The organism is Paenibacillus sp. KS-LC4 (genome assembly GCF_036894955.1).
Lineage (GTDB): Bacteria > Bacillota > Bacilli > Paenibacillales > Paenibacillaceae > Pristimantibacillus.
Window position 1 is genome coordinate 4,289,180 of the sequence record NZ_CP145905.1, and the last position, 22,127, is coordinate 4,311,306.

The window sequence follows — 22,127 nt, forward strand, 5'->3', positions numbered from 1 at the left end:
TTTAGATATAGGTAAAAAATTATATTCTGCAATCTCTGCGCAAATTGTTTCCTTGGAAACAATTTAACCACAACCATCCTCTATTCGTCAATGAAGGGTTGATAATAGTCGCCGCTCCAAAACCTGTAGTCCCCTTTCGCAAACTAAAAACAGGAAGTGTTTTCAAATACGGCGTGCTTCCTTGAAATGTGAGTCAGCCCCCTTCAAACCGCCTAAAGCCAAGAGGAATTTCCCCTTGGCTTCATCTTTAACGATAAAACGTTATCGGATTGCCTAACTATCGGCCCTTCTGATACGTAAATAATGGCGAGGCTTCCCAAACCTTGCTCGGAATTTCCCGCTTCAGCACAGGAATAACATCGGCGGCAAAACGCTCCACCTGCTCGCGCTGCTCCGCCTCCGTCAGTCCATCCACGCTAATACTCAGCACCTCGTGACCAAAGGCTTGATGGTAATCCAATATTTTCTCGATCACATGCTCCGCACTGCCAACAAGGGCGGGCCCATTCGCCATATTATCCTCCAGATCCTTGAACGGCGACTGATTGTGCTTTGCGGAATCGGTAGATTGAAAAGCATTATAATAGGGGCGATACCGCCGAATCGCCTCTTCATTCGTATCCGCCAAATATAAGCTGTCAGCTCCCGAGCCAACGACCGCCTCCTTCGGATCATGACCATAATACGCCCATCGCTCACGGTAATGATCAATAAGCGCCTTATATTTTGCCTGGGGATGGAAGCTGTTGGAGGAAAAAATCGGCTCGCCGTATTTAGCTGCCAGCTCCGTTGACAATGGGCTTGATGCACTGCCATGCCAAATCGGAATGCGCGCTTGGAATGGACGCGGCTGCGTTGTCACCTTGTCGAGTGGAGTGCGAAATCGGCCTTCCCAGCTTACATTTTCCTCTGTCCACAGGCGATTAAGCAATCCATACCGCTCTGCCATGGACTCCCATTGCTCCTCCTCCGTAATGCCAAACAGCGGATAATGCCGCGGATCGTTGCCCTTGCCAATAATCAGCTCCAGCCGCCCGCCGGACAGATGATCCAGCGTCGCATAATCCTCGGCCACCCGAACCGGGTCAAGCACGCTTAATACGGTAACTGTCGTGAGCAGTCGAATGCGTGAGGTTCGGGCAGCAATCGCAGTGAGAATGACCGGAGGCGAAGAGGATAAAAAAGGCGCACCATGCCGCTCCCCCACGCCATAAGCATCAAAACCTAGCTTTTCTGCCAGCACCGCCTGATTTATGACGTTTTGAAATTTTTGCTGCGTGGTGAGCGCCTCTCCCGTGACGGCATTGGGAATATTCATCAGCAAGCTGAATAATGCAAATTTCATGCTTGTTGCTCCTCTCAGGTTACAAAGTCAATATACAACTATTCACCTAATCATAGTATGAATTAAGTTGAATTCACCTTATCACCTGTTTCCTGCTGCCGTCTAATAGAGATTTTTTATTTTCTCATTTAAAAATCCGATTCGCAACAAGCTACAATTGAAGAATAAGAACAGCCTATTTGGACAAAGGTACGCGGTATACACCCTCGCTGCCTCCCGGCGCTGTCCCGATATATAAATAGCCGTTATGATCTACCGCTGTCGTTATGCCATAAAGCGTGCCTGACGGTTCATGCCAGCTTTCGAGCAGTTCCCCTTGTGGGCTGTATTTGGCAATAAGCCCATGCTTCACCGGCGCGCTGGCACCATTCAGCAGCGCTTGCGGCACTTTAGCCATCAGCCCAGCCAGCCACGGGCTGTTGTGCATTTGATCAACAAATGCCAAGCGGCTCGTGAAAATGCCGACCCAGAAGTTTCCTTGCGCATCCCGCGTTACATTGTCCGGGAAGCCAGCCATATTTTCAGCAAAAATATCTGCCGTCCCCTGCTTCTCCCCTGAAAGCCAATAGCGGGTCATCTGATAGCGATACGACTCTGCCACCAGCACATACTCCTCATCTGCCGCCAACGCAATTCCATTGGCAAAATAAAGTCCTTCCAGCAGCACTGACGTTCGCTTCGTCGCCGGATCATATTTGAGCAGCCGCCCATGCGGCTTGTTTTCCGCCATTTCCTTGAAGGTCACCTTGCCATAATTCGATGTATCGGAAAAATAAACCGTGCCATCCTTCGCGATATCGAGCTCATTAGCTAAATAAATCGGCTCGCCGTCCACTGAATCGGCAAGCACCTCTATGCTCCCTGTCTGCGATACCGCAAGCAGGCCTTTCTGCACATCGGTCACAATGAGATTCCCGTTAGCATCGAACATCATGCCATTTGGTGTTCCTTGCGTATCTGCATACACGACTGCCGGCCCGGGATTGCCCTGTGCATCGAAAGGAACCTGATAGATTTTACCGTCGGAATCCCCTGTATAAAGCCGCCCTTCCTTATCAAAGGTAATGAATTCCGGGAAATGCGGAGCATCCGTAACCAGTTGGGCGGAGCTGAGCTTGTCGTTCTGCTGCCACGGCCCCTCCGCCTCGAAAGAAGGCGCCGTTGGCGCGATCCATTTTACTGGCTCGACTGGGGATGGCGTAATAATAAGGACCAGTGCTCCTGCCACGAGCAGCCCTAAAAGGGATAAGCCTACCCTGCTGATCATTTTGCGTTTAGAGCTAGCTTTCGTTTTTCTCGATGTAGATGTCATTTGAATATCTCCCTTTTCATGATGATAAGAAGGCTGATGCATGGATTAGCGTGGCCTCAGCATGCCGCCTACGATCCGTAGAGACTGCTTGCGCGTTACGAACCGCGACAGCTGTGCTCCGATATAATTTTGCATACCCGGTACAAAATAGGTCTTGCCTTGCGCCAGCTTGCGCAGCGCCTGCTTGACGATTCTTTCCGGCGTATCTTTTTTCCCGACGGAGGCGGATTCCGTGCCTACGACCTTAAAGAAATCCGTATCGGTCGAGCCGGGACAGAAAGCAAAAAACGTTACGCCGCGTTCGCGATTTTCCCACGATAGAGCATCCGTAAACGATAAGACGAAAGCTTTGGTCGCCCCATAAACCGCCATATAGGGAAGTGGCTGAAAGCCCGCAGTGGAAGCTACATTGATGACGGTACCTGAACTTCTGCGCAGCATGCTTGGCAAAAACAAATGGGTCAGGCTTACTACCGCCGCAACATTGAGCATGATCTCCTCATGCTGGCGCTCACCGGATACTTGCTCGAACAAGCCATGCGTAGCAAAGCCTGCATTATTAATAAGCAGCTCAATATCCACCTTCATCTGCTGGCATTGCTTATACAGCTCGCTCGGCGCACTATCCTTGGACAGATCAAGCGCAATGACCTTTGCTTGAATGCCGTGCTTCTTGCTAAGCTCGTTGGCAAGGCTATTCAGCTTGCTCTCCGACCGCGCTACAAGCACCAAATGACTGCCTTTCTCTGCTAATTGCCTGGCGAATTGCTCGCCTATACCTGAGGATGCTCCTGTAACAAGTGTCCATTTTCCTTGAATATTCATATAAAGTCCTCCAATTTCTATACACCGTATTTTAAAGAAACACTGTTACCAAGCTATTAAAAATAAGCACCGTTACGTTTGAGCTAAAACGAGTCGTCCGCTTAATTGGTAACAGTGTTTCCATATAGAACCATAGTAATCCGACATCTTAGTGATGTCAATGTTTTTTTATTCAACTTGCTCTGATGATAAATATAAAGGGAGCAGTCAGCTTGTCTTAAGCCTTATCCTGCACATTGACAAGCCTTCATCGTCTGTATAGAATTTGGATTAGTGAATAGGAAACCCTGTTGCTTATTAACAACAGGTTGACCGAGACGAAGGTGATAAAAATGGGTGAACAGGATCATCCCCTTAATACGAATAAGCGCGAGTTGAAAACCTATCAGGAAGCCCGGCTGCAAAATACCGAAAATCTCCGCAAGCTCGTCGTAGACGCTGCGGCTACGATTTTGCAGGAGGAAGGCCCTGAAGCGGTTACCATTCGTAAAGTATCACAGAAAATGGGCTGCTCCACCAAAATTATTTACAGCTTGTTTGTCAATAAAGAAGGGCTTGCGCAGCAGCTGTATCTCGACGGCTGCAAAATTATGGCTCGCGAGTTTGAAGCAACGCCTGCATTCTCCGATCCGAGAGAGCATTTACTCGCTTTGGGCGAAACCTACTGGCAATTTGCACAGCGTTACTCCAGCTATTACAAGCTGATGTTTGGCGGAGCATTCGGCGATTTCAAGCCAGATGAGGAAAGCCTGCAAGGTACCGTGACGGCTATGCGGCAATTGATTTACGTAATCGGCAGTGCCCAGCAGCAGGGTCTCCTGTCGGCGGCGGCACCAACGGATACAGCAGAAATAGTCCGCCTCGTTTGGGGCGCCCTCCACGGCGTCATCCATCTGCAAATGGGTGGGCATCTGGGTGATGTTTCCTCCGCCTACACCACTTATCAGCAAACGCTCTCGCTATTATCGAGCACCTTGTACGCTAAGCAGGAAGGCTAAATTTGAGCGTCTAGCACCTAGCCTAGCGTTTAGCGGTTCGTCAAGCTGCCGGTCGATTAATTAGACCGCTTCTTCCAAGCCTTAAAAAGCCGCCAATCCTCTCAACAGGACTGGCGGCTTTCTACCTTCTATTTTTGATTCGCTGTCATGACGCTGACGACCTTCTCCAGCTGAAGCTCCAGTGAATACGGGTCTTCCATAACAAACTCATCGCCATTTTCGCCAAAGGTGCCGTATTTATATACTTGACCCTTTTGCACGGCAGGCAGCTGCTTCCACAGCTCGCTGTTCAATATTTCTTCGCCGCCCTCATCCTCTGCCCCGTATAAGAAAATATGATCGCCCGTATATTGCGGCAAAACCTCCAATGAAATACTTGCAAAGCCATCCTTCATATCTTTTGCTTGCTGAGTTGGCGGCAGATCCAGCATTTGATAAATGGTCGAGTTGCCATAATTGCCGCCCTCAGCCGCGATGACATACAAGGCTTTGTAGCCGAATTGAACGATAGAAACCGTTTCACCTTCCTTCACAATTCCGGCTATTTTCGCTTTTGCCTCTTCAACCTTTGCATCATACGCTGTGATCCACTGTTCGGCTTCCTTCTCCTTCCCGAATATTTTGCTGACGTTCCGAAATTTCTCCAGCGGTCCCGCTGTCTTCAGTTCTTCCCAATAAGGCAGAAACACCGTCGTTCCAACCTTCTCATATTGCTCAATATTTTCATCAATAGAACCAATAATTAGATCAGGCTCCAAATAAGTCAGCTTCTCCAAATTCATTGGAAAACCGCCCAAATCCTCGATGCTATCCAGTACATCCTGCGAAATGCCTGAATCCCCAAGCCATGCCTCATTCAGCATAAAACTTCTGACCCCAACTGGAATAATGCCGAGCTTCAGCAAATGACCCATATATTGATCGGCGGCAACCCGCTGCGGATTGGCAGGCACCTCCACGTCACCTTTAGGCGTAGCTACGATGCGGGTCGCTGCTTTTGAATCCACTTGCTGAGCAGCAGGCGATGTCTCTGTATTTGCTGCGCCAGCCGACTGATTAGTCGGTGCTCCTGATGAACTAACATTGGTATTAGCAGTGCCTCCACATGCACTTACAAGCATGGTAAAGCACATCACTAAAGCCATCACAGCTATTTTCGTTCTTCTTTGCATCAATAATTCTCTCCCCGTCCGATAATGAAAATGATTTTCAATATCATTATAGACGTGAAAGGGAGGCTGTAGAACGGCAATTCCTTGCATCGGTAAGGGCATATCCCGACCTGACCCTTCCACGCCATACTTCTCTCGATAGCGTGCTGGAGAAATCCCTTTATATTTTTTGAAGCTCCGGCTTAAGGAATGGGCATCCGGGAAGCCGACATTTTCAGCAATATCCTGCAAGGTGGCATCCGTCCGCAGCAGCAGCTGCATCGTACGCTGGGTCCGAATCTGGCCTAAGTAATGCATAGGGCTAATCCCCGTTTTATTTTTGAACAATCTAGATAGATGCCCTTCACTGCACTCCAATGCCCCAGCAATCGCATTCAGCGTAAGTGGTCTATTATAATGCTCCTGGATGTAGCGAACCGCCATTGCCGCCAAGTCTGGTCGAATGGGCTCCCGATCCTGCTGATGCCATTGCCAAAGCAGCTCATAGACGAACTGGTAAAAGCTCGCCTTTACCCGCAGCCTGCCAAGCTCACTCTCCTGCATCCACTCCGCATACAGACGCTCAACTATATCGAATAAGGCAAGTGGCGCGATCGGCTCAAACGTATATTGATAATGGAAGGGGTTATCCTTCTCAAGCCGCTTCGCCAAATGCTGAGCACTTGGCAGCGCAAGCGTCGGCTTGTACAAAATCATATAGTATTCCAGCTCATCCTCCGCTAAAATAGTCAAGTTCATGCCTTTGCCGCTATGAAAAATATGAAATCGCTTAGCCATATGCAGTTGGCGGTCCAGCCAGATTTTCGCGCTTCCACGCACGGTGTAAATAAACGTACTCGCTGACAGCCGATAAGAGGACAACTCTTCTCCTTTATCCATCACCGCATAGCGAATATCAACAATTTTAATAAAAACATGATTCCATAGCCTTATATGTTCATTTAATTGCATACTTGCGCTTCACTCCCCCTGTTGCAAGCCCACCCGAACATTTAAATTTTTCTCCATTTTAATTGATAATCATTCTTAGTAACAACCAAGTAAGGATACTTAAATGAGCAGTATTCAGTATATTTTAAAAAACGGGGCTGTCCCAAAAGTCATAAATGACTTAGGGACGCCCCTTCTTCATAATGTCAAACAAAAAGAAACCGTTTCTTGGTAAAATGGAGGTACCACCCAACCAACTACCAAAGGAGACGGTTTCTTTGTACATTCAATATACCATGGATCAACTTTGCTTACCAATGGATTTAGAAGAAGACATACCCGCTAACCATTTGGTTCGTGTAGTCAACGCTGCTGTTAATCAGCTCGACGACGCGATCTTCGACGCGGCTTATCCCGGAGGCGGAAGAGATAGCTATCACCCCAAGATGCTCACCAAAGTTATCATTTACGCCTACTCACAGCGAATCTACTCTTCTCGTCAAATCGCCAAAGCGGTTCGTGAGAATATCATGTTCATGTGGATCGCAGGCAGACAACGACCAGACTTTCGAACGCTGAATCGGTTTCGTTCCGAACGAATGAAAGAGGTACTGGAGACGGTCTTCACAGGTATCCTTCATTATCTTGCAGAGGAAAAGTACGTGAAGCTTGAGCATTACTTTGTCGATGGCACGAAGATCGAAGCAAACGCGAACCGTTACACCTTCGTCTGGGGCAAAGCCGTCGTGAAGCACAAGGCAAAGTTGCAAGAGAAAGTACGGACACTGTTTGCAACGATTGAAGCAGCGGAGAAGCAAGAAGAGCTGGAACAGGCTGGAGAAGACCTCACCGAGCTTGGCGAGGCATCCGCGCTGACGAGCGAAAAGCTAGAGGCTGCTGTTCAACAATTGGAAGCTAAACTGCAAGTCCAGCCGAAGGACAAGCCGCTTAAAAAAGCGGTGCGCGCGCTCCGTAAAGACCTGCTCCCTCGTTTGCAAAAATATGAAAGGCAGCAAGAGCTTCTTGGGGATCGGAACAGCTTTAGCAAGACGGATCCCGACGCTACCTTCATGCGAATGAAAGAAGATCACATGCAAAATGGTCAATTGAAACCTGGCTACAATGTGCAGATCGGAACAGAAAACCAGTTCATCATCGGCTACAGTTTGCATCAACGCCCAACCGACACGCGTTGCCTCAAACCTCATTTGGAGAAGGTTAAAGCCGCTCTAGGAAAGCTGCCGAAAACCGTCATCGCGGATGCAGGATACGGCGGTGAAGAAAATGACGCATACTTAGAAGGTGAGCAGTTAGAAGCATTAGTGAAGTACAGTACTTACCACAAGGAAAAATCGAAGAGGTGGCAGCAGGATATCAGCAAGCTGGACAACTGGCAGTACGTTGAAGCCGAAGATACTTGGACATGCGCGGTAGGGCGCAAGCTGCTGTTTCGTTATGAAAGTAAGGGAACGACTGAAAGCGGATATGAAGTCAGAAAGCGACACTATCGTAGCGCAAGCTGCGAAGATTGTCCGCTCAAAGAAGCTTGTACAAAAGCACAAGGGAATCGGGAAATCAGCGTGAGTCTCAAGTATTTGCGGTACAAGCAGCAAGTACGCGAGAAACTCAGGAGCGACGAGGGATACGCTCTGGCGGTTCGACGAATGATCGAGCCCGAGAGTGTATTTGGACAACTGAAGAACAACCGGGGATTCAGACGTTTTCTGCTTCGTGGCCTGCCTAAGGTAAGCCTGGAGGTCGGGTGGCTTTCGCTTGCCCACAATTTGCTCAAGAAAGCGACAATAGACCAAAAGTCAAAAATAGCGGTGCAGGGATGACCTCCCTAGCACCGCTATTTCTTTATTTTTGCCTATTTTTCATGAAGCGAGCTGTTTCCTCAAGTGAGCGAACTTACTTTTGGGACAGCCCCGTTAGATTTTTAACCTAGCTAACTTATGGTTACTTGCTCGATGTTGTCGCCAGCAAAGCGTTCGTAATGACATCCAGTTGCGTATTCAGCGAAAAAAGATCGGTGTAATAAAACAAGCCGAAATCCGCATCGAGGACATGCCCGGCCTTCACCGCAGGCAAGCTGCTCCAAACCGGATGTCCCGACAGATCATCCATCCCCTCCCAAGAGGAGCGTATCACATAATCGCCCGCAAATTGCGACAGCACTTCCATGGATACCATTTCGCTTTCTACCGTTTTCGCCTTCTCCAGCTTCTGCTGAATGATTTCCGGCGCTTTCATGCCTAAATAATCATACACAATTTGCGAGCCCCGACCATATTCCTTGCTTTCAACGATCAGCATTTCTTTCGTGCCGCCTTCGATAATCGTAATTGTCTTGTCCAGCAAGCCAGCCGAGCGAAGCTTTTCTTTGCTCTCTTCCACCTTGCTTTGGAAGCTATCCAGCAGCGCCTGCGCTTCCTTTTCCTTGCCAAACACTTCACCAAGCTTCGTAATCCGCTCTACTGTGGATACTTGATCGGCAGGAATGAGCACGGTTGGCGCAATATCCTTAAGCACCCTGTAATTATCCTCGGAATTGGCGATTATCAGATCCGGATCAAGCGCCATGACCGCTTCCGGGTTCGTTTCATTCCAGTGGCCCAGCGATTCCACACCTTCCAATTGCTCTGAGAAGGCTGCGCCATCATAAACTTCAGAAATGCCGATTGGCTTAATGCCAAGAGCAACTGCATCACCGAGCATATACAGCACAACGATACGCTTTGGCTCCGCTGGAACAACAACATCACCTTTTACCGTGGATATAGTCCGTGTACTCGCTTCACTAGCAGTATTGGCATTAGCCGCAGTAGTTGCGGTTACGTTCGCCGCAGTCTGGGATGTGTTTGAACCCGCATTGGTTCCTCCAGTAGAGCAAGCGCCAAGCACTAATGTCAAGCTGAGCAGCATGCTCAATACGAGTGCTGCATTTTTATTTCTTTTCATATCTGTAAACCCTCCGCCATAATATTGATAATGATTATCACCACCATCCATACTATAACGTTGCCGTTCGTACGATCCAATGGACAATTTGGCATTTCCCAATGGACTATCTTCCTTTATGCTGCTGCCCCGCTCCTTGGCTTGATAACGTGCTGGCGATAGGCCCGTCTGCTTCTTAAATAAACGGCTGAAATAATATTCATCCGTATAACCGACATAGGCTGCGATATCCCGAAGCGTCGCTCCCGATTCCAGCAGCAGCTTTTTCGCTTCCTTAATGCGAATTTGAATGAGATAATCAATTGGGCTTTCGCCCGTCTGCTTCTTGAATTTCATCGACAGATAACGCGGACTATAATTAAAGCGATTGGCAAGCTCATCCAGCGAGATCCCTTCTTGATAATGCTCATGCAGAAAACGTATCGCCTGAGTAACTAGATCCGGCTCGCCGCTCGCCATCTCCTTTGTTTTCAGCTGGCCCAGCACCTCATGTACAAATTGGTAGAAAAGCCCCTTAATTTGCACGCTGCCGAGACTCCCTTCATTTCTGAGCGTCTGATTCATCGTTGACATCAGCGCGAGCATGGCCAGTGGCTCATCGGGCTCAAACCCATATTGGGTTTCAAAAGGGCTTCGGCGCTCCAGCAGCTGGCGAATTTCCCTCCAGCCCGAGAAAGCGAGCTTTGCCCGATAATACAGCAAATAAAATTCAAATTCTTCCTGCGCTTCGATTCCCAGGTGCATTCCCTTTGCGCCATGCAGCAAATAAAAACGCCGCGACTGATAAAAATGGCCGTCCAGACGCAAATTCGCCGCTCCTTTTACCCCATACAAAAAACCGCTAGCCGGAAAACGATAATCACTCAGCCGTTCCCCAGCATTCATGACCATATGCCTTATATCAAATATTTTCACCGCCGTATGATTCCATACGGCTATATGTTCACCCAGCTTCATGCTGCTTCTCTCCTACTGTAGCTAAACCCCTTTTTCCCTATTATAAATGATAAAACTTCTCAATTAAAGTTAAAAAGAAGAGCAGATGCCCAAAGCGCATGCTCTTCTTTTTAACTATTCCTCTAAATTTATGCCGCGGTGCCTTTTATGATTCTTTCAGCAGATTGCGCTTTGCCCTCGTTACAATTCGCTTCGTTTGCTTCGTATCAGACTGCTCCTGCCAACGATTGCATACCTGAAGTACCCAATCTGGATTCGTTTTACCGGCATCATTCAGCCAATTGCTCACAGAGTCCTGCACATATTTTGCCGGGTCGGAGCAAACCGCTTCCAATAGCGGCAAAGCTGGAGCAGGCTCTTCCTTTAAAGCCACGATATGCTTTGCCCATACACCTACTGGACGCGTAGCCTCAATGGCAAAGCGCCGAATATTGGCATCAGCATCTATTACCCAGCCTGCGAAATAAACCAATGCTTCTCTTAATTCGCGAATAATGGGCTCCCTTACAGCCATCCAAGCTATTTCACGTACGCCAAAATGTTGATCTGCCGCGAACGGACGAATGCCAGCCAATTTCTGCTCCAAGCTCAATCGGGCATCGAGACCGATCATGTATGCAGCCCAGCAGCGGACACTATCCGAGCGGTGACCCGCCAGCGCCTCGTAAAGACCGGATCGCTCCGCAGCACACCGGCCTTCCAACCATACGAGCCACTCTTCGGCAATGGCTGGAATGAGCTTCATGATTTTACGCTCGCTGAATGCATTAATTCTCAGAAGCAACGATTCAGCGTCCTGCCCAAGGCTCATTTCAGCTGTAACCGCATGCAGCAGAGATTTATGATCAACAGCCAGCCATTCGGTCAAATTGACGCTTTCAAGCTTGCCCTCATTGAGCAGACTAGCAACCTTGGGCGGAATATCATCTATTTTACGCGCTCCCTTACGGTGCAAAATAGCATCAGGTATCAGCGTTTCGGTATCCATAACACTCTCCCTTTCCTACTAAATAATACCAGCGTGCCAGCAAGCATCGTCGGATAATAGCCGATAATGCCTTCCAAGCAAGCTGCTATTTATAAAATACGCGATAAGGGAGCGTAAAAGCTGTAAGGCAGCTTACAGCTTTCGTTTTGTTTTGTTTCGTTTTGCAGCTAAGTCATCAGGCGCTTCATAAGCTTGCCTTGGTGGATACAAATGGTTCTGAAGCCGGTGCTGATGTAGCCCTCTTTCACGAGCTCTTGAAGGGCGACCGTTACGGATTCCCGGCTCGCACCAACGAGATGGGCAATTTCCTGATGCGAGAGCGGAAAGTTTATTTTATCGAATTCGCCCGCGCTAGTAAATCCGAAGTCCTTGCCAAGCCGCATCAGCGCATGCAAAATTTTATCATGCAGGTTCCCCAGCGCCAAATGCTCCGTCAACTGGCTCATGCCGTTCAAGCGGTCGCTTAATACCTCAAGCAAGGACAGCATAAACCGGGGCCGATGAAGCAGAAAATTTTCAAAGCGCTTCGGGTCCATCAAGCAAATATCGCTGTCTTCAGCTGCTTCAATGTAATGGTTTCGCGTTCCAAACGAAATCATCGCCATTTCCCCAAATACATTGCCTTCGCTCAAAATATCCGAAGTGAACTGCTTGCCCTCCGCGCTGAGCTTATACAAGCGAACCTTGCCTTTTTTCACAAAATAAAGCCCTTCGGCAAATGTCGCCGGCGTCTGAATAAATGTATTTTTCGAAAAAGGCGTAATGACGGTTAGCTCCTCCATCTCGATTAAATCTTCCATCGACAACGAATGAAGCAGATTAAATTGCGACAAATATTGAATTTTATCCACGATAGACCTATTCGCTTCGTACATAAACGAGCAGCTTCTGAAGCCAAGCGACGTCGCTCTGTATCCTGAGTTTATTCTGGCGCTTCTCAAACGCAAGCTCAAATAAATAGGCCTGCTTGTTTTTAACGATTTTATCCAATTGAAAGAGCGTCGCATATAATTCAGATATGCTCGTTACGTTTTGATAAGCAGCATAAATTTCCGTTTTCATCGCCTCCATCACTAGCTTAAAGGGCTGACGAGCTGTTGACCAGCCTGTCAGCCCTTTTATTTTACATGAATTGCGGCTGCGGTGCAGTCGAATTTTCTTCACTTGATTCGTTTCATCTTGTCACGAGGAACATCCGTTATTGGTGACATTTCGTAGTCATTTGAATTTTGCTAGAAAATCACTTATACTTAGCAATACGTTTAAACAATTGAACCATATAGCGGAGTGGAGCCATGAGCGAATTTACCGGCAATCAGAAGGCGATTCACATTTTTGAAAGCTTAAGCCCTTATTTTCAAGGCTTGGGGGACCCTGTTCGCCAGCAAATTATATCGCTGCTTATCGACAAAGATAGTATGAATGTGACGCAAATTGCCGAGCAAATCCCGATGTCACGACCTACCGTTTCCCATCATCTAAAGATATTGCGCCAAGCAAAGCTGCTGACCGTTCAGAAGAAAGGAACTGAAATGTACTACCGGCTCGAAATCAATGACGCTATTGCGCTTATGAAGCAGCTTGTCCAATTCGTGGAAGAGGAATGCCAATGCTAGTGCCAAAATTTAGGCCAGCATGCTGACATTCCTTTTTCAAAGCTTAATATGTCGAAAAACTTAAACGTATAAACATTTAATCGGAGGTTCATAATATGCAAAAAAGAAACGTTCTTATTGTTGGAGGTTATGGCGAGGTTGGCCGACAGATTGCCCAGATTTTATTGGATCGGCATGAAGATTTGGACATTGTATTGGGAGGAAGGTCGCCCGGGAAAGCAGCCGCCTTAGAATCTGAACGCGTACATACTGTTGTTGTAGATACGAACACGGAGGACCCTCTTCAGCATGTAGATGAGCCTATCTCGCTCATCATCAGCGCCGTTAACGATTTGCAAGACAAGCTGCTGCTGGCAGCCGTGAAAAGAAAAATCCCATTCATTGATGTGACTCGCTGGACGGAATTATTTGAGCAAGCCTCTGCTAAATTGAAAAAGGTAAAGCTGCATGCGCCTGTCGTGCTATCCTCAGGCTGGATGGCGGGAACAGCCTCTCTATTCGCTAAGCTGTATGCCGAATCGCTTCAGAACGTAGCTGTCGATATTCATGCCCTATACTCTCTGCAGGATAAAGCGGGACCCGATTCTACCGCTTATATGGATCGACTGACGATTCCCTTTCATATTACGGAAGCGGGAAAAAGCCGCCTTGTACATCCGATGACCGATCCCGTCAAGGTCCAGTTTCCCAATGGCTATGAGGCAAAATGCTATCGGCTCGATACGCCTGATCATATGACCCTGCTTAAAGATAACCATATTGACACAGCTAGCTTCCGTATTAGCTTCGACAGCAAAACATCTACCTCCTTGCTTGTAGCGCTCGTTAACAGCGGGCTATGGAAAATGATTAGCGGCAAAAGGTTCCGATCGTTCAGGCAGCGCCTGCTCTACAATCCAGGCACCGGCAGCACCCATCATGTGCTTATCCACCTAAAGGGAACAGGCCCTAATGGCCGCCCCGTCGAGCGGCGAGTCGCTATTTCGGACCCGCTTGGTCAAACTCACCTTACCGCCCTTGGTGCGGCTGTCCAAGCCGAGAAGCTGCTGCTAATGCCTAACAACGAACCGATAGCTCCCGGCGTTTATTACCCCGAGGACTTGCCAAATTCGCGAATGGATAAAGCGGCAATTTTAAACTTTTTCAAACAATATGGCGTTGTGGTCTCCAACTAGATGAAAGGGCCATAACGCTCGTTAGCTTTCGATTCGCACAAAAAAGGCCATGCCATAGCGACAGCAGGTCGACTTTGGGCATGGCCTCATCGTTATTGAACTACACTTTAAACCGATTAAGCATCGTTTTTAGCTCATCCGCTGTGCGTGTCAGCTGTTCCACAGAGCTGTTTATTTCCATAATGGAAGCAAGTTGCTCTTCCGACATGGCGGCAATCGTCTCAAAGCTTTGGGATGAGTCCTTGCTGATTTGCACACTTTGTTTAATCTCGGATTCCACACGCTCCGTATTGGCATTTAGCTGTTCGGCGGCTGAGGCAATTTTCTCCATATGCGTGGATACGTCCGTCGTTGTTGTCACTAGCGTCTGGAATAAAACGCCGACCTTATCTACTTGCTCCAAACCAAGCGCAACTTCACCTGTGCCTTTGTCCATTGTCCCCACGGCATGATTCGTGTCGGCCTGTACCTGTTGAATGAGACTCGCAATCTGATTGGAGGATTCGGTTGATTGCTCCGCAAGCTTGCGAATTTCCTCCGCCACTACCGCAAACCCTTTTCCATGAGCTCCCGCTCTGACGGCCTCGATTGAAGCATTGAGCGCCAAAATATTAGTTTGAGAAGCAATAGATGTAATGGCAGACGTAATGTTGCCGATCTCCATCGAACGCTCGCCCAATCTTTTAATGTCCTCAGCAGCTTCATTAACCGTCTGTTGGATGGAGTCCATTTGATTGGCCAAGGCATCGACGGCCTCATTGCCTGTTTTGGCTCCCTTGGAAGCTTCAGCGGCTATGCCAGAGGTATCGTTAGATATATTTAGTATGCCATATACGCCTTCACTAATATTACCAATCAACCCCAAATTCCTTTCATAGCCCATCATTTGACCCTGCAAGCCGGCGTTTGCTTGCTGAATGTTAGTGGTGGTTTGCTGAACGGTTGTTGATATTTGATCCACATTGCCCAATAGATGCGACGAGGAGCTGGCAACAATCTGTCCCTTATCCAAAATAGAAAGGATCAGCCCTTGCAAATTTTCAAGCATCCCGTTAAAGCTTCTGGAAAGCTCGCCGATCTCATCCTTCGTTTCAAATGCCAGTCTGGAGGACAAGTCGCCTTCGCTGGCAGATAGCCCCTTCAGCTTTTCATTCATGATGGAAAGCGGCTTTAGCGTTTTGCGCATGACCGTATAGATGATGGCTGCGGAAATCAGAAGACACACAATGGTTATAAAAATCGAAAACCGCAGCAAGGCGTTCGCTTGGGCATAGGCTTCGCTTTTGGGAACCAAAATGGCAATGCCCCAATCCATCATGTTAGATTTGCCATAAACGATCATATGCTCCGAGCCGTTAATGACGGCTTCACCTAAACCCGTATCGCCATTTGTGCTGTCCGTTACCATTTTATTTAACGCCTCATTGTCGTAATCGGCCATATTTTTCTGCAAGGTCTCCTCGGGTTTTTGACTAGCCACAACCGTCCCGTCCTTTGTATAAACAATCGCATGACCGCTTTCTCCTAATTTCACTTTGGAGATAAGATCAATCAGGTCCTGAATGGGCTGACCCCCATTGCCGACTCCAACGATATTTCCTTGATCATCCCTTACAGGCGTAGCCGTAAGCACAATCGGAGTTCCCTCCACGCCCGGAGATTTTGAGTCTACAGGATCAATCGTCACCGTCTCACCCTTGATCGCTCTTTGAAAATGGGGGTAATCCTTAACGCTAGTCGTTGCTCCCGGCAAATAAAGCGTGCCGTCAGGAGCAATAAATGCAAATTCGTCCGGGTTATCGGTAATCTTTGTCATCCTGTTGCTGTAGGCGAGAATTTTAGGAATATCTCGGTTCCTCACATCATCAGACTGACTTAATGCCTCGTATTTGGCCTGTGTACCCTGTATCCATATATCAATGTAGTTTTGAACCACAGTCAGCTGCTGCTCTGCCTGTTTCTTAAAGTTTGCCTCCAATGTCGTTTTGGCTCTATCATAGCCAAGGAAGGACACACAGCTTAGTGATACGGTCATTAATAGAGTGGTAATCAGGCTGCTTTTGATGGTTAGTTTCATTGTAATCACTCTTTTTCCTTCGTAAATTTTTGAATACGAAAAAAATCCGGACCGAATAGACTGGATTTGCGTACACATACCCCTTCCTTAGTCGACGACCCGACTAGCATCGTGCTTAGGTCATTCGACTCGAAGCTTTGCGTCCCCGCCCTTCCGCGAGTTCACCTTTATAAAAAAGAATATCGGTAAAGCGTCACTAAAGTTTTATAGTTACACATTAATAATTCATTAGAATCTTTACAAATTTACATATTCAACCAAAAAATACAGTGTTGGTGAGCCAATGAAAGGTTTTTTCATTCAATGAGGAACTTAAAGAATATAGAGGAGCTTGCACAAGCAAGCTTAGAGAGGTGTCGTAGATTCCAAATCGGGCTGGGGCTGGGGCTGGGGCTGGGGCTGGCGCACCCCAGACGCTTCAGACTCGACAATCATTAGGACGTTCTCTTTGACTGCCGAGCGTTAGAGTGTCATGAAGCCGCCGTACCTGGCCAAATATTGTTCTTTTTCTTTATAATCCGGCATTATGCTGCCGACGCGCCTCCAGAAGGAGCGGTCATGGTTCATATGAAACAAGTGGCAAAGCTCATGGATAATGACGTAATCAATTACATCCAATGGAGCCATCGCCAAACGATAATTGAAGGTTAAATGCTTGCTTGAGCTGCAGCTTCCCCACTTGGTCGTGGACTCGACAATCTCAACAGATTTAGGCTTTATTCTCAGCTGCGCCTGATAAATAGGCAGGCGTTCCCCTACAATCTTTTTACAGCTTGCAAAATAAAACTTCTTAAGGTTTTTTCGAAGCTCCTCCTCTGATAAACCCTCAGTCTCCATTAACTCATGCAGCAAACGCTCCTTGCCAAGATAGAGAAATTTCTCTTTCTCTTGATATTGCTTCGTTTGCGGCGTTTTTGTTGCCTCCGCAAGCTGCTTCCTTTGCTCCAAAATCCATTTCCCATGCCGCTCGACTGATCGTTTAATGACCTCTTCACTTGCTGCTTTCGGGGCTTTAACGGTGATGAAGCCTGACGGCTCAATCTGAATCGATATTTTTTTCTCCCGATTGCCGTATTCAACATGAAACGATATCGTTTGATTTTCAAATTCAATGTTCATCGGCTAATTAAAGGTCATCCAGGCTGTCGTGCCGAGCGCTTCAAAGTTCTGCTTATACCAAAAGTTGCGCGATTTATCCAGCGTGTACACATACATTCTCTTTTTCGGATATTTCGCTTTAAGCCAGTTGATAAAGGAGGCCGCATGTCCCTTGCCTTCATATTCCTTCAGCACATCCAGCGCTTCTATAAAAACAAAATCCCTTTTATTTTTAACATCAATATAAAAATCCTTTTCCAAATATTTTTCGTCATCGCTAAAATAATCATTTTCCGCTTTTTCGATGAGCTGCTTGCCGCTCGCATACTCCCAAATGACGCCGTAGCCAACCATCGTCTCTTCTGCTTCAATGACATAGATGCTTGCCGGCAGCTCCGATTGGTCCTTCTTGCTGAGTTCGCTTGCATGGTAGGTCGTTGTAATCTCGCTGAGTGTATTTTGCATTTCTTGATCGAAGGGCTTCTCTATAATGCTGGACATGATTTTGTTCTCCTTTTTGCCTAAGAGCTTGGATTCATTGTGACGGTGACTCGTGACCGTAATCATACCATATTCGATGTATTGAAAAAATAAAAAACGATTTGACAAACGAAATCCATCACGATATATTTAGTTAGCACTCTAACTATTAGATGTCTAATTTATTTAAACAGAAGGTGATAACTATGCAGCAAGACCGCAATCTGCAGTATAAGTTTCGTATGATCGGTCTAATGATGAAGCTCAACGTCAATAAGAAGTTGGAGATGTACGGGTTAACGGTAGAGCAAGGGCATGCCATTCGGTATATTAATGAGCATGAGGAAGGGGGACTTTCGCAGAAGGACCTCGAAATTACCTTTAACCGCAAAGGCTCCTCTATCAGCAGTCTGGTCAACAATTTAGAGAAGAAAGGCCTTATTGTTCGCAAGTCTGATCCGAAAGATGAGCGCCGCAACCTGCTGCGTGTAACCCCAGCTGCGAAAGAGCTGCTTGGCTCGTTCAATCAATATTTTGAAGATTTTGAGCATACGCTGCTGGAAGGCTTCACCGAAGATGAAACCAACTTGCTGTTCAGGTTCCTTTCGCGCATTGAAGCCAATATTGAAGAAGATACGGCGAACTCCGTTGGGCGCAAATCATCATTTTAGCATCCTCGTAGCCCCTCCTTTCGAATGAAGGGAAGGGATTATGATTGACATATAGTTAGATTTCTAACTAATTAACTGCAAACCATAATTGAGAAAGTGGTGACCCCCATGGATACTGAAAACCTCCATTATTTTGAAAAAGCACCGATTTACAAAGCGATTGCCCATTTCGCCGTTCCTATGATGCTCGGCATGTCAATGAGTGTCATTTACTCTATTTTAAACGCCTATTTTCTGGGCACCCTGCACAATACCGAAATGCTAACGGCGCTAGCGCTTACCCTACCGTTGTTCGCAGCCTTTATGGCGCTGGGTAATCTGGTTGGCATAGGCGCAGGTACATTCATCTCCAGATTATTAGGTGAAAAAAGGTATGATGTGGTGAAGCAGGTGTCCTCCTTCTCCTTCTTTACAAGTCTTGGGCTCGGTATTTTATTGATGATTGCTGGACTACCGCTTATCGACCAGATTGTTCATGGGCTTGGGGCAACGGCCAGCTCCTTCGCATTCACGAAAGACTATGTCACCATGATGCTCATCGGCTCGCCGTTTGTCGTCTTATTTTTCTCCTTGGAAAACATCGTCCGCGCCGAAGGAGCGGCTATGACCTCCATGATTGGGATGATTCTAAGCGTTGTCGTCAATATTATACTCGATGCACTCGTTATTTTTGTGTTCCATGGGGATGTAATGGAGGTTGCAGCAGCAACAGTCATTTCCAACGCAGCAGCAAGCCTCTTTTACGCTATCTATATCGGAAGAACAAGCAAGTTCCTCAGCCTATCGTTGAAGTGCTTCAAAGCATCTAAAGAAATAATAAGCAACATTTTTAAAATTGGCACCCCCGTATTTATTATGAGCATGTTTCTAGGTGCAATGGGACTTATTTTCAACCATTACCTTATTGAATATGGCAATCAAGCCGTTGCTGGATATGGCATTTCATCACGATTGCTGCAATTCCCTGAAGTGATTCTAATGGGGCTGTGTGAAGGGGTTGTGCCGCTCATCGCCTTTTCCTTCACGGCCAATAAGCTGCGGATGAAAAAAACGATTAGCTTCACGATTAAGATGGTTGCTGCTTTGGCTGCGGTCTTCGGTGTTATCGTGTATTTAACCTCGGATCATTTGATTGGCTTCTTCACGAACGATCCGCAATTAATTGAACTAGGCAGCTATATTCTGCATGTCACCTTTTTATCCTTATTCATTTCCGGGACGACAACGCTGTTCACAGGTATTTTCCAAGCGACGGGTCAAGCAAAAGCGGCTTTCGTAATGGCAATCGTGCAAGGTGCAACGCTCATCCCCGTCTTGTATATCGCAAATCGCATGAATGGCTTCCATGGCGTTGTCTGGTCGCTGGTCATAGCGGATGCTGTCGCCTTCCTTGTCGGGGCGGTCATGCTCTATGTGCTGCGCAATAAACTACAGCCAAATGTAGAGCAATTGGCGCATTAAATATATTTATTGATTAAAAAAAGATACGGAAGGCCTCCTTCCGTATCTTTTAGCAGCCTTATAGAATAAGCCGTCTTACAAGGCTATGACAGCAAAATATGTGCTGCCTTTGCGACATGCAGCGCCTGGATGCGATTGCTCACACCCAGCTTTCTTTAAATGCTTTTATTATGCCATTTGATCGCTTCGCTGGTATTGCCAAGCTTGGCAGCTCGGCTGATGCCTTGAGAGGCAAATTGCGTCATTTTATGTCATCAGAAAAAAACAATGCTGTATTGTTATTTATCATTTTATGAAGCAAGCCATTGGAAAATCCTCCATTTTGGGGGATTAGCTATTTTCTTGGAACTGCTGCTTCGCAGCTTCGATAGCAGCTGCGGCTCGCGGCCAGCCCGCATAAAAAGCCAGGTGGGTTAAGGCTTCTACCACCTGCTCCTCCGTCAACCCGTGCTGCTGACCTAGCCGAAGATGGAAGGGCAGCTGCTCTGTGGCTCCACCTGCCACTAAGGCGGCTATCGTAAGCAAGCTGCGATCCCGCCGCGACAGCTGCTCTCTGTTCCACACCTCGCCAAAGAGCACCTCCTCCGAATATTTGGCGAATGCGGGCGCAATATCCCCGAACGTTTGCCGGACGTCCGAAGCCATCTCTCCTTGAGGCACCAGCATTTGGGCAATTCCGCTGCCGAACGTCCAGTCCGCAAGCTCCGTCCCTACGAGTAAGATGAAAATGTCCTCCTCTCTAATCGCTAGCTCGCGCTCCATACGTTCCGCTACCCTTTTATAAAAATGCTGCTTCTGCAATGTGCTTCTTCCCGATTTCAATGTAATTTGAATATAAAGCAATCCATCGCTCCGCCTAATATTTAAATAATCGGGACTATAAAAAAACTCGCCTGATCGATGCCCATGGAATACTTGAAAAAAATCGTCCTCCGGCACATGAAAATGCTCCATAAGTGCCTGCATAATAACTTGGCTTATAGCCGACAACTGCGGTTCATCATATTTACTCTCCAAATAACTGACTCTGACGAATGGCATGCTGACTTCCTCCTTCAATTGGATGCCCTCATTGTACGTCCTCGCCATTTATTTGTATAATTGATTAAATTCATATACTTGTTCAGTTATGTCGAATAAGATAAATAGCTATAAATAAGGAGCTGTTCAGCATGGATTTGAAGGAGCTAACGACGTTTCAAACGATTGTTCAAGAAGGCAACTTTTCCAAGGCCGCCCTTAAGCTGCATTATGCTCAGTCCACTATCACTAATCAAGTGCAGCGACTGGAGAAGGAGCTTGGCATTCAGCTGTTCAATCGGGGCTGGGATGCCGAGCTTACGGCCGCCGGGCAGCTTTTCGCAGATGAAGTGGACAAGCTTATCGGTCATTGGCAATATGTAGCGGAGCAGGCGAAGGCTTTGCAGCAAGAAGAAATCGGAACGGTCAGCTTAGGGGCGATAGAATCTCTTGCCAAGCAAATACTGCCCGCTTCATTTCAGCGCTTTCAGGTGCATAAGCCTCGTGTCTCCTGTCATTTTGTTGTAGGCAACACGGATGCGCTGTCCCGCGCTGTCCTGCAAGGCGAGCTCGACTTTGCCATATGCGGGGAGCCTGCGGATTCGACCTCCTTTCGCTTTGAGCCTTTATTCCACGAAAAAATAGCTTTTGTGGCAGCAAGCGGCCATCCACTGGCAAGCAGGAACGAGCTCGATTTTTCAGAGCTGCTTGGCTATCCACTTCTTATTGGAGGAAGCACCTGCCTTTATTATTTACGTTTATCCAAGCAGCTTGCTCGCTATGACGAAGCTCCCATGCTGCATACGGTCAGTCAAATTTCTGCGATCCCAGCCTTTATCCAGCAGACAGACACAGTAGGTGCTGTTCTTACTTCAACAGAGCTTTCACCGAATCTTGTGACCCTTGATGTAAAGCTCCAGGATGCATCCATTCCCATTGGCTTGCTACAGTCGCGCAAGGAGGTTTATACGGCAACAACGAAGCAGCAGATGATTCAATCTATTAAAGAAGAGCTATCGCTTGTTAAGATCACATGAAGGA

20 protein-coding genes and 1 riboswitch are annotated in these 22,127 nt (G+C 47.3%); of the genes, 8 read left to right on the plus strand and 12 right to left on the minus strand.

Translation table 11 applies throughout. From position 1 onward, the window contains the following. Positions 1–277: 277 nt before the first annotated feature. From V5J77_RS18050 to V5J77_RS18060, 3 genes are all read right to left on the minus strand, one after another. The gene (locus V5J77_RS18050) at positions 278–1,345 is read right to left on the minus strand and encodes an LLM class flavin-dependent oxidoreductase (RefSeq protein WP_338552194.1); all 1,068 of its coding nucleotides are present in this window, start codon (positions 1,343–1,345) and stop codon (positions 278–280) included. A 175-nt stretch (positions 1,346–1,520) separates the two neighbouring features. Further along, the gene (locus tag V5J77_RS18055) at positions 1,521–2,657 is read right to left on the minus strand and encodes an SMP-30/gluconolactonase/LRE family protein (protein WP_338552195.1); all 1,137 of its coding nucleotides are present in this window, start codon (positions 2,655–2,657) and stop codon (positions 1,521–1,523) included. Positions 2,658–2,702: 45 nt separating this feature from the next. Next, complete coding sequence (locus tag V5J77_RS18060; protein WP_338552196.1) at positions 2,703–3,482, minus strand: SDR family oxidoreductase; 780 nt, start codon at positions 3,480–3,482, stop codon at positions 2,703–2,705. 332 nt (positions 3,483–3,814) lie between these two features. Here V5J77_RS18060 and V5J77_RS18065 point away from each other — a divergent pair, with 332 nt between their 5' ends. After that, positions 3,815–4,480 (plus strand): TetR/AcrR family transcriptional regulator, encoded by a 666-nt coding sequence (locus V5J77_RS18065; RefSeq protein ID WP_338552197.1) that lies wholly within the window; start codon positions 3,815–3,817, stop codon positions 4,478–4,480. Positions 4,481–4,608: 128 nt separating this feature from the next. On the opposite strand, the gene V5J77_RS18070 is transcribed toward V5J77_RS18065, so the two are convergent. Continuing rightward, the gene (locus V5J77_RS18070) at positions 4,609–6,603 is read right to left on the minus strand and encodes an AraC family transcriptional regulator (protein WP_338552198.1); all 1,995 of its coding nucleotides are present in this window, start codon (positions 6,601–6,603) and stop codon (positions 4,609–4,611) included. Between the two features lie 257 nt (positions 6,604–6,860). Here V5J77_RS18070 and V5J77_RS18075 point away from each other — a divergent pair, with 257 nt between their 5' ends. Further along, positions 6,861–8,420: an IS1182 family transposase gene (locus tag V5J77_RS18075; RefSeq protein WP_338552199.1), complete on the plus strand. Its 1,560-nt coding sequence runs from the start codon at positions 6,861–6,863 to the stop codon at positions 8,418–8,420. A 121-nt stretch (positions 8,421–8,541) separates the two neighbouring features. Here the strand turns inward: V5J77_RS18075 and V5J77_RS18080 are convergent, their stop codons facing one another. The 4 genes from V5J77_RS18080 to V5J77_RS18095 all read right to left on the minus strand — a co-directional run bounded on the left by V5J77_RS18080 (position 8,542) and on the right by V5J77_RS18095 (position 12,652). Next, positions 8,542–10,500 (minus strand): AraC family transcriptional regulator, encoded by a 1,959-nt coding sequence (locus V5J77_RS18080; protein WP_338552200.1) that lies wholly within the window; start codon positions 10,498–10,500, stop codon positions 8,542–8,544. 145 nt (positions 10,501–10,645) lie between these two features. Next, positions 10,646–11,488 carry a DNA alkylation repair protein gene (locus V5J77_RS18085; RefSeq protein WP_338552201.1) on the minus strand — a complete coding sequence of 281 codons (843 nt, stop codon included), beginning with the start codon at positions 11,486–11,488 and terminating at the stop codon, positions 10,646–10,648. A 167-nt stretch (positions 11,489–11,655) separates the two neighbouring features. Continuing rightward, positions 11,656–12,339, minus strand: a complete 684-nt coding sequence (locus V5J77_RS18090; protein ID WP_338556907.1) for a Crp/Fnr family transcriptional regulator — start codon at positions 12,337–12,339, stop codon at positions 11,656–11,658. A gap of 7 nt (positions 12,340–12,346) precedes the next feature. Further along, positions 12,347–12,652, minus strand: a complete 306-nt coding sequence (locus tag V5J77_RS18095; protein ID WP_338552202.1) for a hypothetical protein — start codon at positions 12,650–12,652, stop codon at positions 12,347–12,349. Between the two features lie 131 nt (positions 12,653–12,783). On the opposite strand from V5J77_RS18095, the gene V5J77_RS18100 reads away from it, so the two are divergent. Beyond that, the gene (locus tag V5J77_RS18100; RefSeq protein ID WP_338552203.1) at positions 12,784–13,104 is read left to right on the plus strand and encodes a metalloregulator ArsR/SmtB family transcription factor; all 321 of its coding nucleotides are present in this window, start codon (positions 12,784–12,786) and stop codon (positions 13,102–13,104) included. A gap of 95 nt (positions 13,105–13,199) precedes the next feature. Next, positions 13,200–14,279: a saccharopine dehydrogenase NADP-binding domain-containing protein gene (locus tag V5J77_RS18105; RefSeq protein WP_338552204.1), complete on the plus strand. Its 1,080-nt coding sequence runs from the start codon at positions 13,200–13,202 to the stop codon at positions 14,277–14,279. Positions 14,280–14,379: 100 nt separating this feature from the next. On the opposite strand, the gene V5J77_RS18110 is transcribed toward V5J77_RS18105, so the two are convergent. The 3 genes from V5J77_RS18110 to V5J77_RS18120 form a co-directional block, all read right to left on the minus strand. Further along, on the minus strand, positions 14,380–16,356 hold the full coding sequence (locus tag V5J77_RS18110) for a methyl-accepting chemotaxis protein (protein WP_338552205.1): 1,977 nt from the start codon (positions 16,354–16,356) through the stop codon (positions 14,380–14,382). Between the two features lie 90 nt (positions 16,357–16,446). Next, positions 16,447–16,532: riboswitch (cyclic di-GMP riboswitch) on the minus strand. 286 nt (positions 16,533–16,818) lie between these two features. Next, positions 16,819–17,475 (minus strand): SprT family zinc-dependent metalloprotease, encoded by a 657-nt coding sequence (locus V5J77_RS18115; protein ID WP_338552206.1) that lies wholly within the window; start codon positions 17,473–17,475, stop codon positions 16,819–16,821. A 3-nt stretch (positions 17,476–17,478) separates the two neighbouring features. Beyond that, entirely contained in the window at positions 17,479–17,955 is a 477-nt protein-coding gene (locus V5J77_RS18120) for a GNAT family N-acetyltransferase (RefSeq protein ID WP_338552207.1), read from the minus strand. Between the two features lie 185 nt (positions 17,956–18,140). Here V5J77_RS18120 and V5J77_RS18125 point away from each other — a divergent pair, with 185 nt between their 5' ends. The 3 genes from V5J77_RS18125 (at position 18,141) to V5J77_RS18135 (ending at position 20,362) form a co-directional block, all read left to right on the plus strand. Then, positions 18,141–18,605, plus strand: a complete 465-nt coding sequence (locus tag V5J77_RS18125; RefSeq protein WP_338552208.1) for a MarR family transcriptional regulator — start codon at positions 18,141–18,143, stop codon at positions 18,603–18,605. A gap of 108 nt (positions 18,606–18,713) precedes the next feature. After that, a complete protein-coding gene (locus V5J77_RS18130; protein WP_338552209.1) occupies positions 18,714–20,066 on the plus strand; it encodes an MATE family efflux transporter in 1,353 nt (450 codons plus the stop codon). A 116-nt stretch (positions 20,067–20,182) separates the two neighbouring features. Beyond that, positions 20,183–20,362 (plus strand): hypothetical protein, encoded by a 180-nt coding sequence (locus V5J77_RS18135; RefSeq protein WP_338552210.1) that lies wholly within the window; start codon positions 20,183–20,185, stop codon positions 20,360–20,362. Between the two features lie 34 nt (positions 20,363–20,396). Here V5J77_RS18135 and V5J77_RS18140 read toward each other — a convergent pair whose 3' ends face one another. Next, complete coding sequence (locus V5J77_RS18140; RefSeq protein WP_338552211.1) at positions 20,397–21,107, minus strand: tautomerase family protein; 711 nt, start codon at positions 21,105–21,107, stop codon at positions 20,397–20,399. Between the two features lie 131 nt (positions 21,108–21,238). On the opposite strand from V5J77_RS18140, the gene V5J77_RS18145 reads away from it, so the two are divergent. Next, positions 21,239–22,123, plus strand: a complete 885-nt coding sequence (locus V5J77_RS18145; protein ID WP_338552212.1) for a LysR family transcriptional regulator — start codon at positions 21,239–21,241, stop codon at positions 22,121–22,123. Positions 22,124–22,127: the final 4 nt, after the last annotated feature.

What these genes read in the sequence shown, in the direction of transcription:
- V5J77_RS18050 (WP_338552194.1), bottom strand. Translation starts at nt 1,345, where the DNA reads ATGAAATTTGCATTATTCAGCTTGCTGATGAATATTCCCAATGCCGTC.
- V5J77_RS18055 (WP_338552195.1), bottom strand. Translation starts at nt 2,657, where the DNA reads ATGACATCTACATCGAGAAAAACGAAAGCTAGCTCTAAACGCAAAATG.
- V5J77_RS18060 (WP_338552196.1), bottom strand. Translation starts at nt 3,482, where the DNA reads ATGAATATTCAAGGAAAATGGACACTTGTTACAGGAGCATCCTCAGGT.
- V5J77_RS18065 (WP_338552197.1), top strand. Translation starts at nt 3,815, where the DNA reads ATGGGTGAACAGGATCATCCCCTTAATACGAATAAGCGCGAGTTGAAA.
- V5J77_RS18070 (WP_338552198.1), bottom strand. Translation starts at nt 6,603, where the DNA reads ATGCAATTAAATGAACATATAAGGCTATGGAATCATGTTTTTATTAAA.
- V5J77_RS18080 (WP_338552200.1), bottom strand. Translation starts at nt 10,500, where the DNA reads ATGAAGCTGGGTGAACATATAGCCGTATGGAATCATACGGCGGTGAAA.
- V5J77_RS18085 (WP_338552201.1), bottom strand. Translation starts at nt 11,488, where the DNA reads ATGGATACCGAAACGCTGATACCTGATGCTATTTTGCACCGTAAGGGA.
- V5J77_RS18100 (WP_338552203.1), top strand. Translation starts at nt 12,784, where the DNA reads ATGAGCGAATTTACCGGCAATCAGAAGGCGATTCACATTTTTGAAAGC.
- V5J77_RS18105 (WP_338552204.1), top strand. Translation starts at nt 13,200, where the DNA reads ATGCAAAAAAGAAACGTTCTTATTGTTGGAGGTTATGGCGAGGTTGGC.
- V5J77_RS18110 (WP_338552205.1), bottom strand. Translation starts at nt 16,356, where the DNA reads ATGAAACTAACCATCAAAAGCAGCCTGATTACCACTCTATTAATGACC.
- V5J77_RS18115 (WP_338552206.1), bottom strand. Translation starts at nt 17,475, where the DNA reads ATGAACATTGAATTTGAAAATCAAACGATATCGTTTCATGTTGAATAC.
- V5J77_RS18120 (WP_338552207.1), bottom strand. Translation starts at nt 17,955, where the DNA reads ATGTCCAGCATTATAGAGAAGCCCTTCGATCAAGAAATGCAAAATACA.
- V5J77_RS18125 (WP_338552208.1), top strand. Translation starts at nt 18,141, where the DNA reads ATGCAGCAAGACCGCAATCTGCAGTATAAGTTTCGTATGATCGGTCTA.
- V5J77_RS18130 (WP_338552209.1), top strand. Translation starts at nt 18,714, where the DNA reads ATGGATACTGAAAACCTCCATTATTTTGAAAAAGCACCGATTTACAAA.
- V5J77_RS18135 (WP_338552210.1), top strand. Translation starts at nt 20,183, where the DNA reads ATGCAGCGCCTGGATGCGATTGCTCACACCCAGCTTTCTTTAAATGCT.
- V5J77_RS18140 (WP_338552211.1), bottom strand. Translation starts at nt 21,107, where the DNA reads ATGCCATTCGTCAGAGTCAGTTATTTGGAGAGTAAATATGATGAACCG.
- V5J77_RS18145 (WP_338552212.1), top strand. Translation starts at nt 21,239, where the DNA reads ATGGATTTGAAGGAGCTAACGACGTTTCAAACGATTGTTCAAGAAGGC.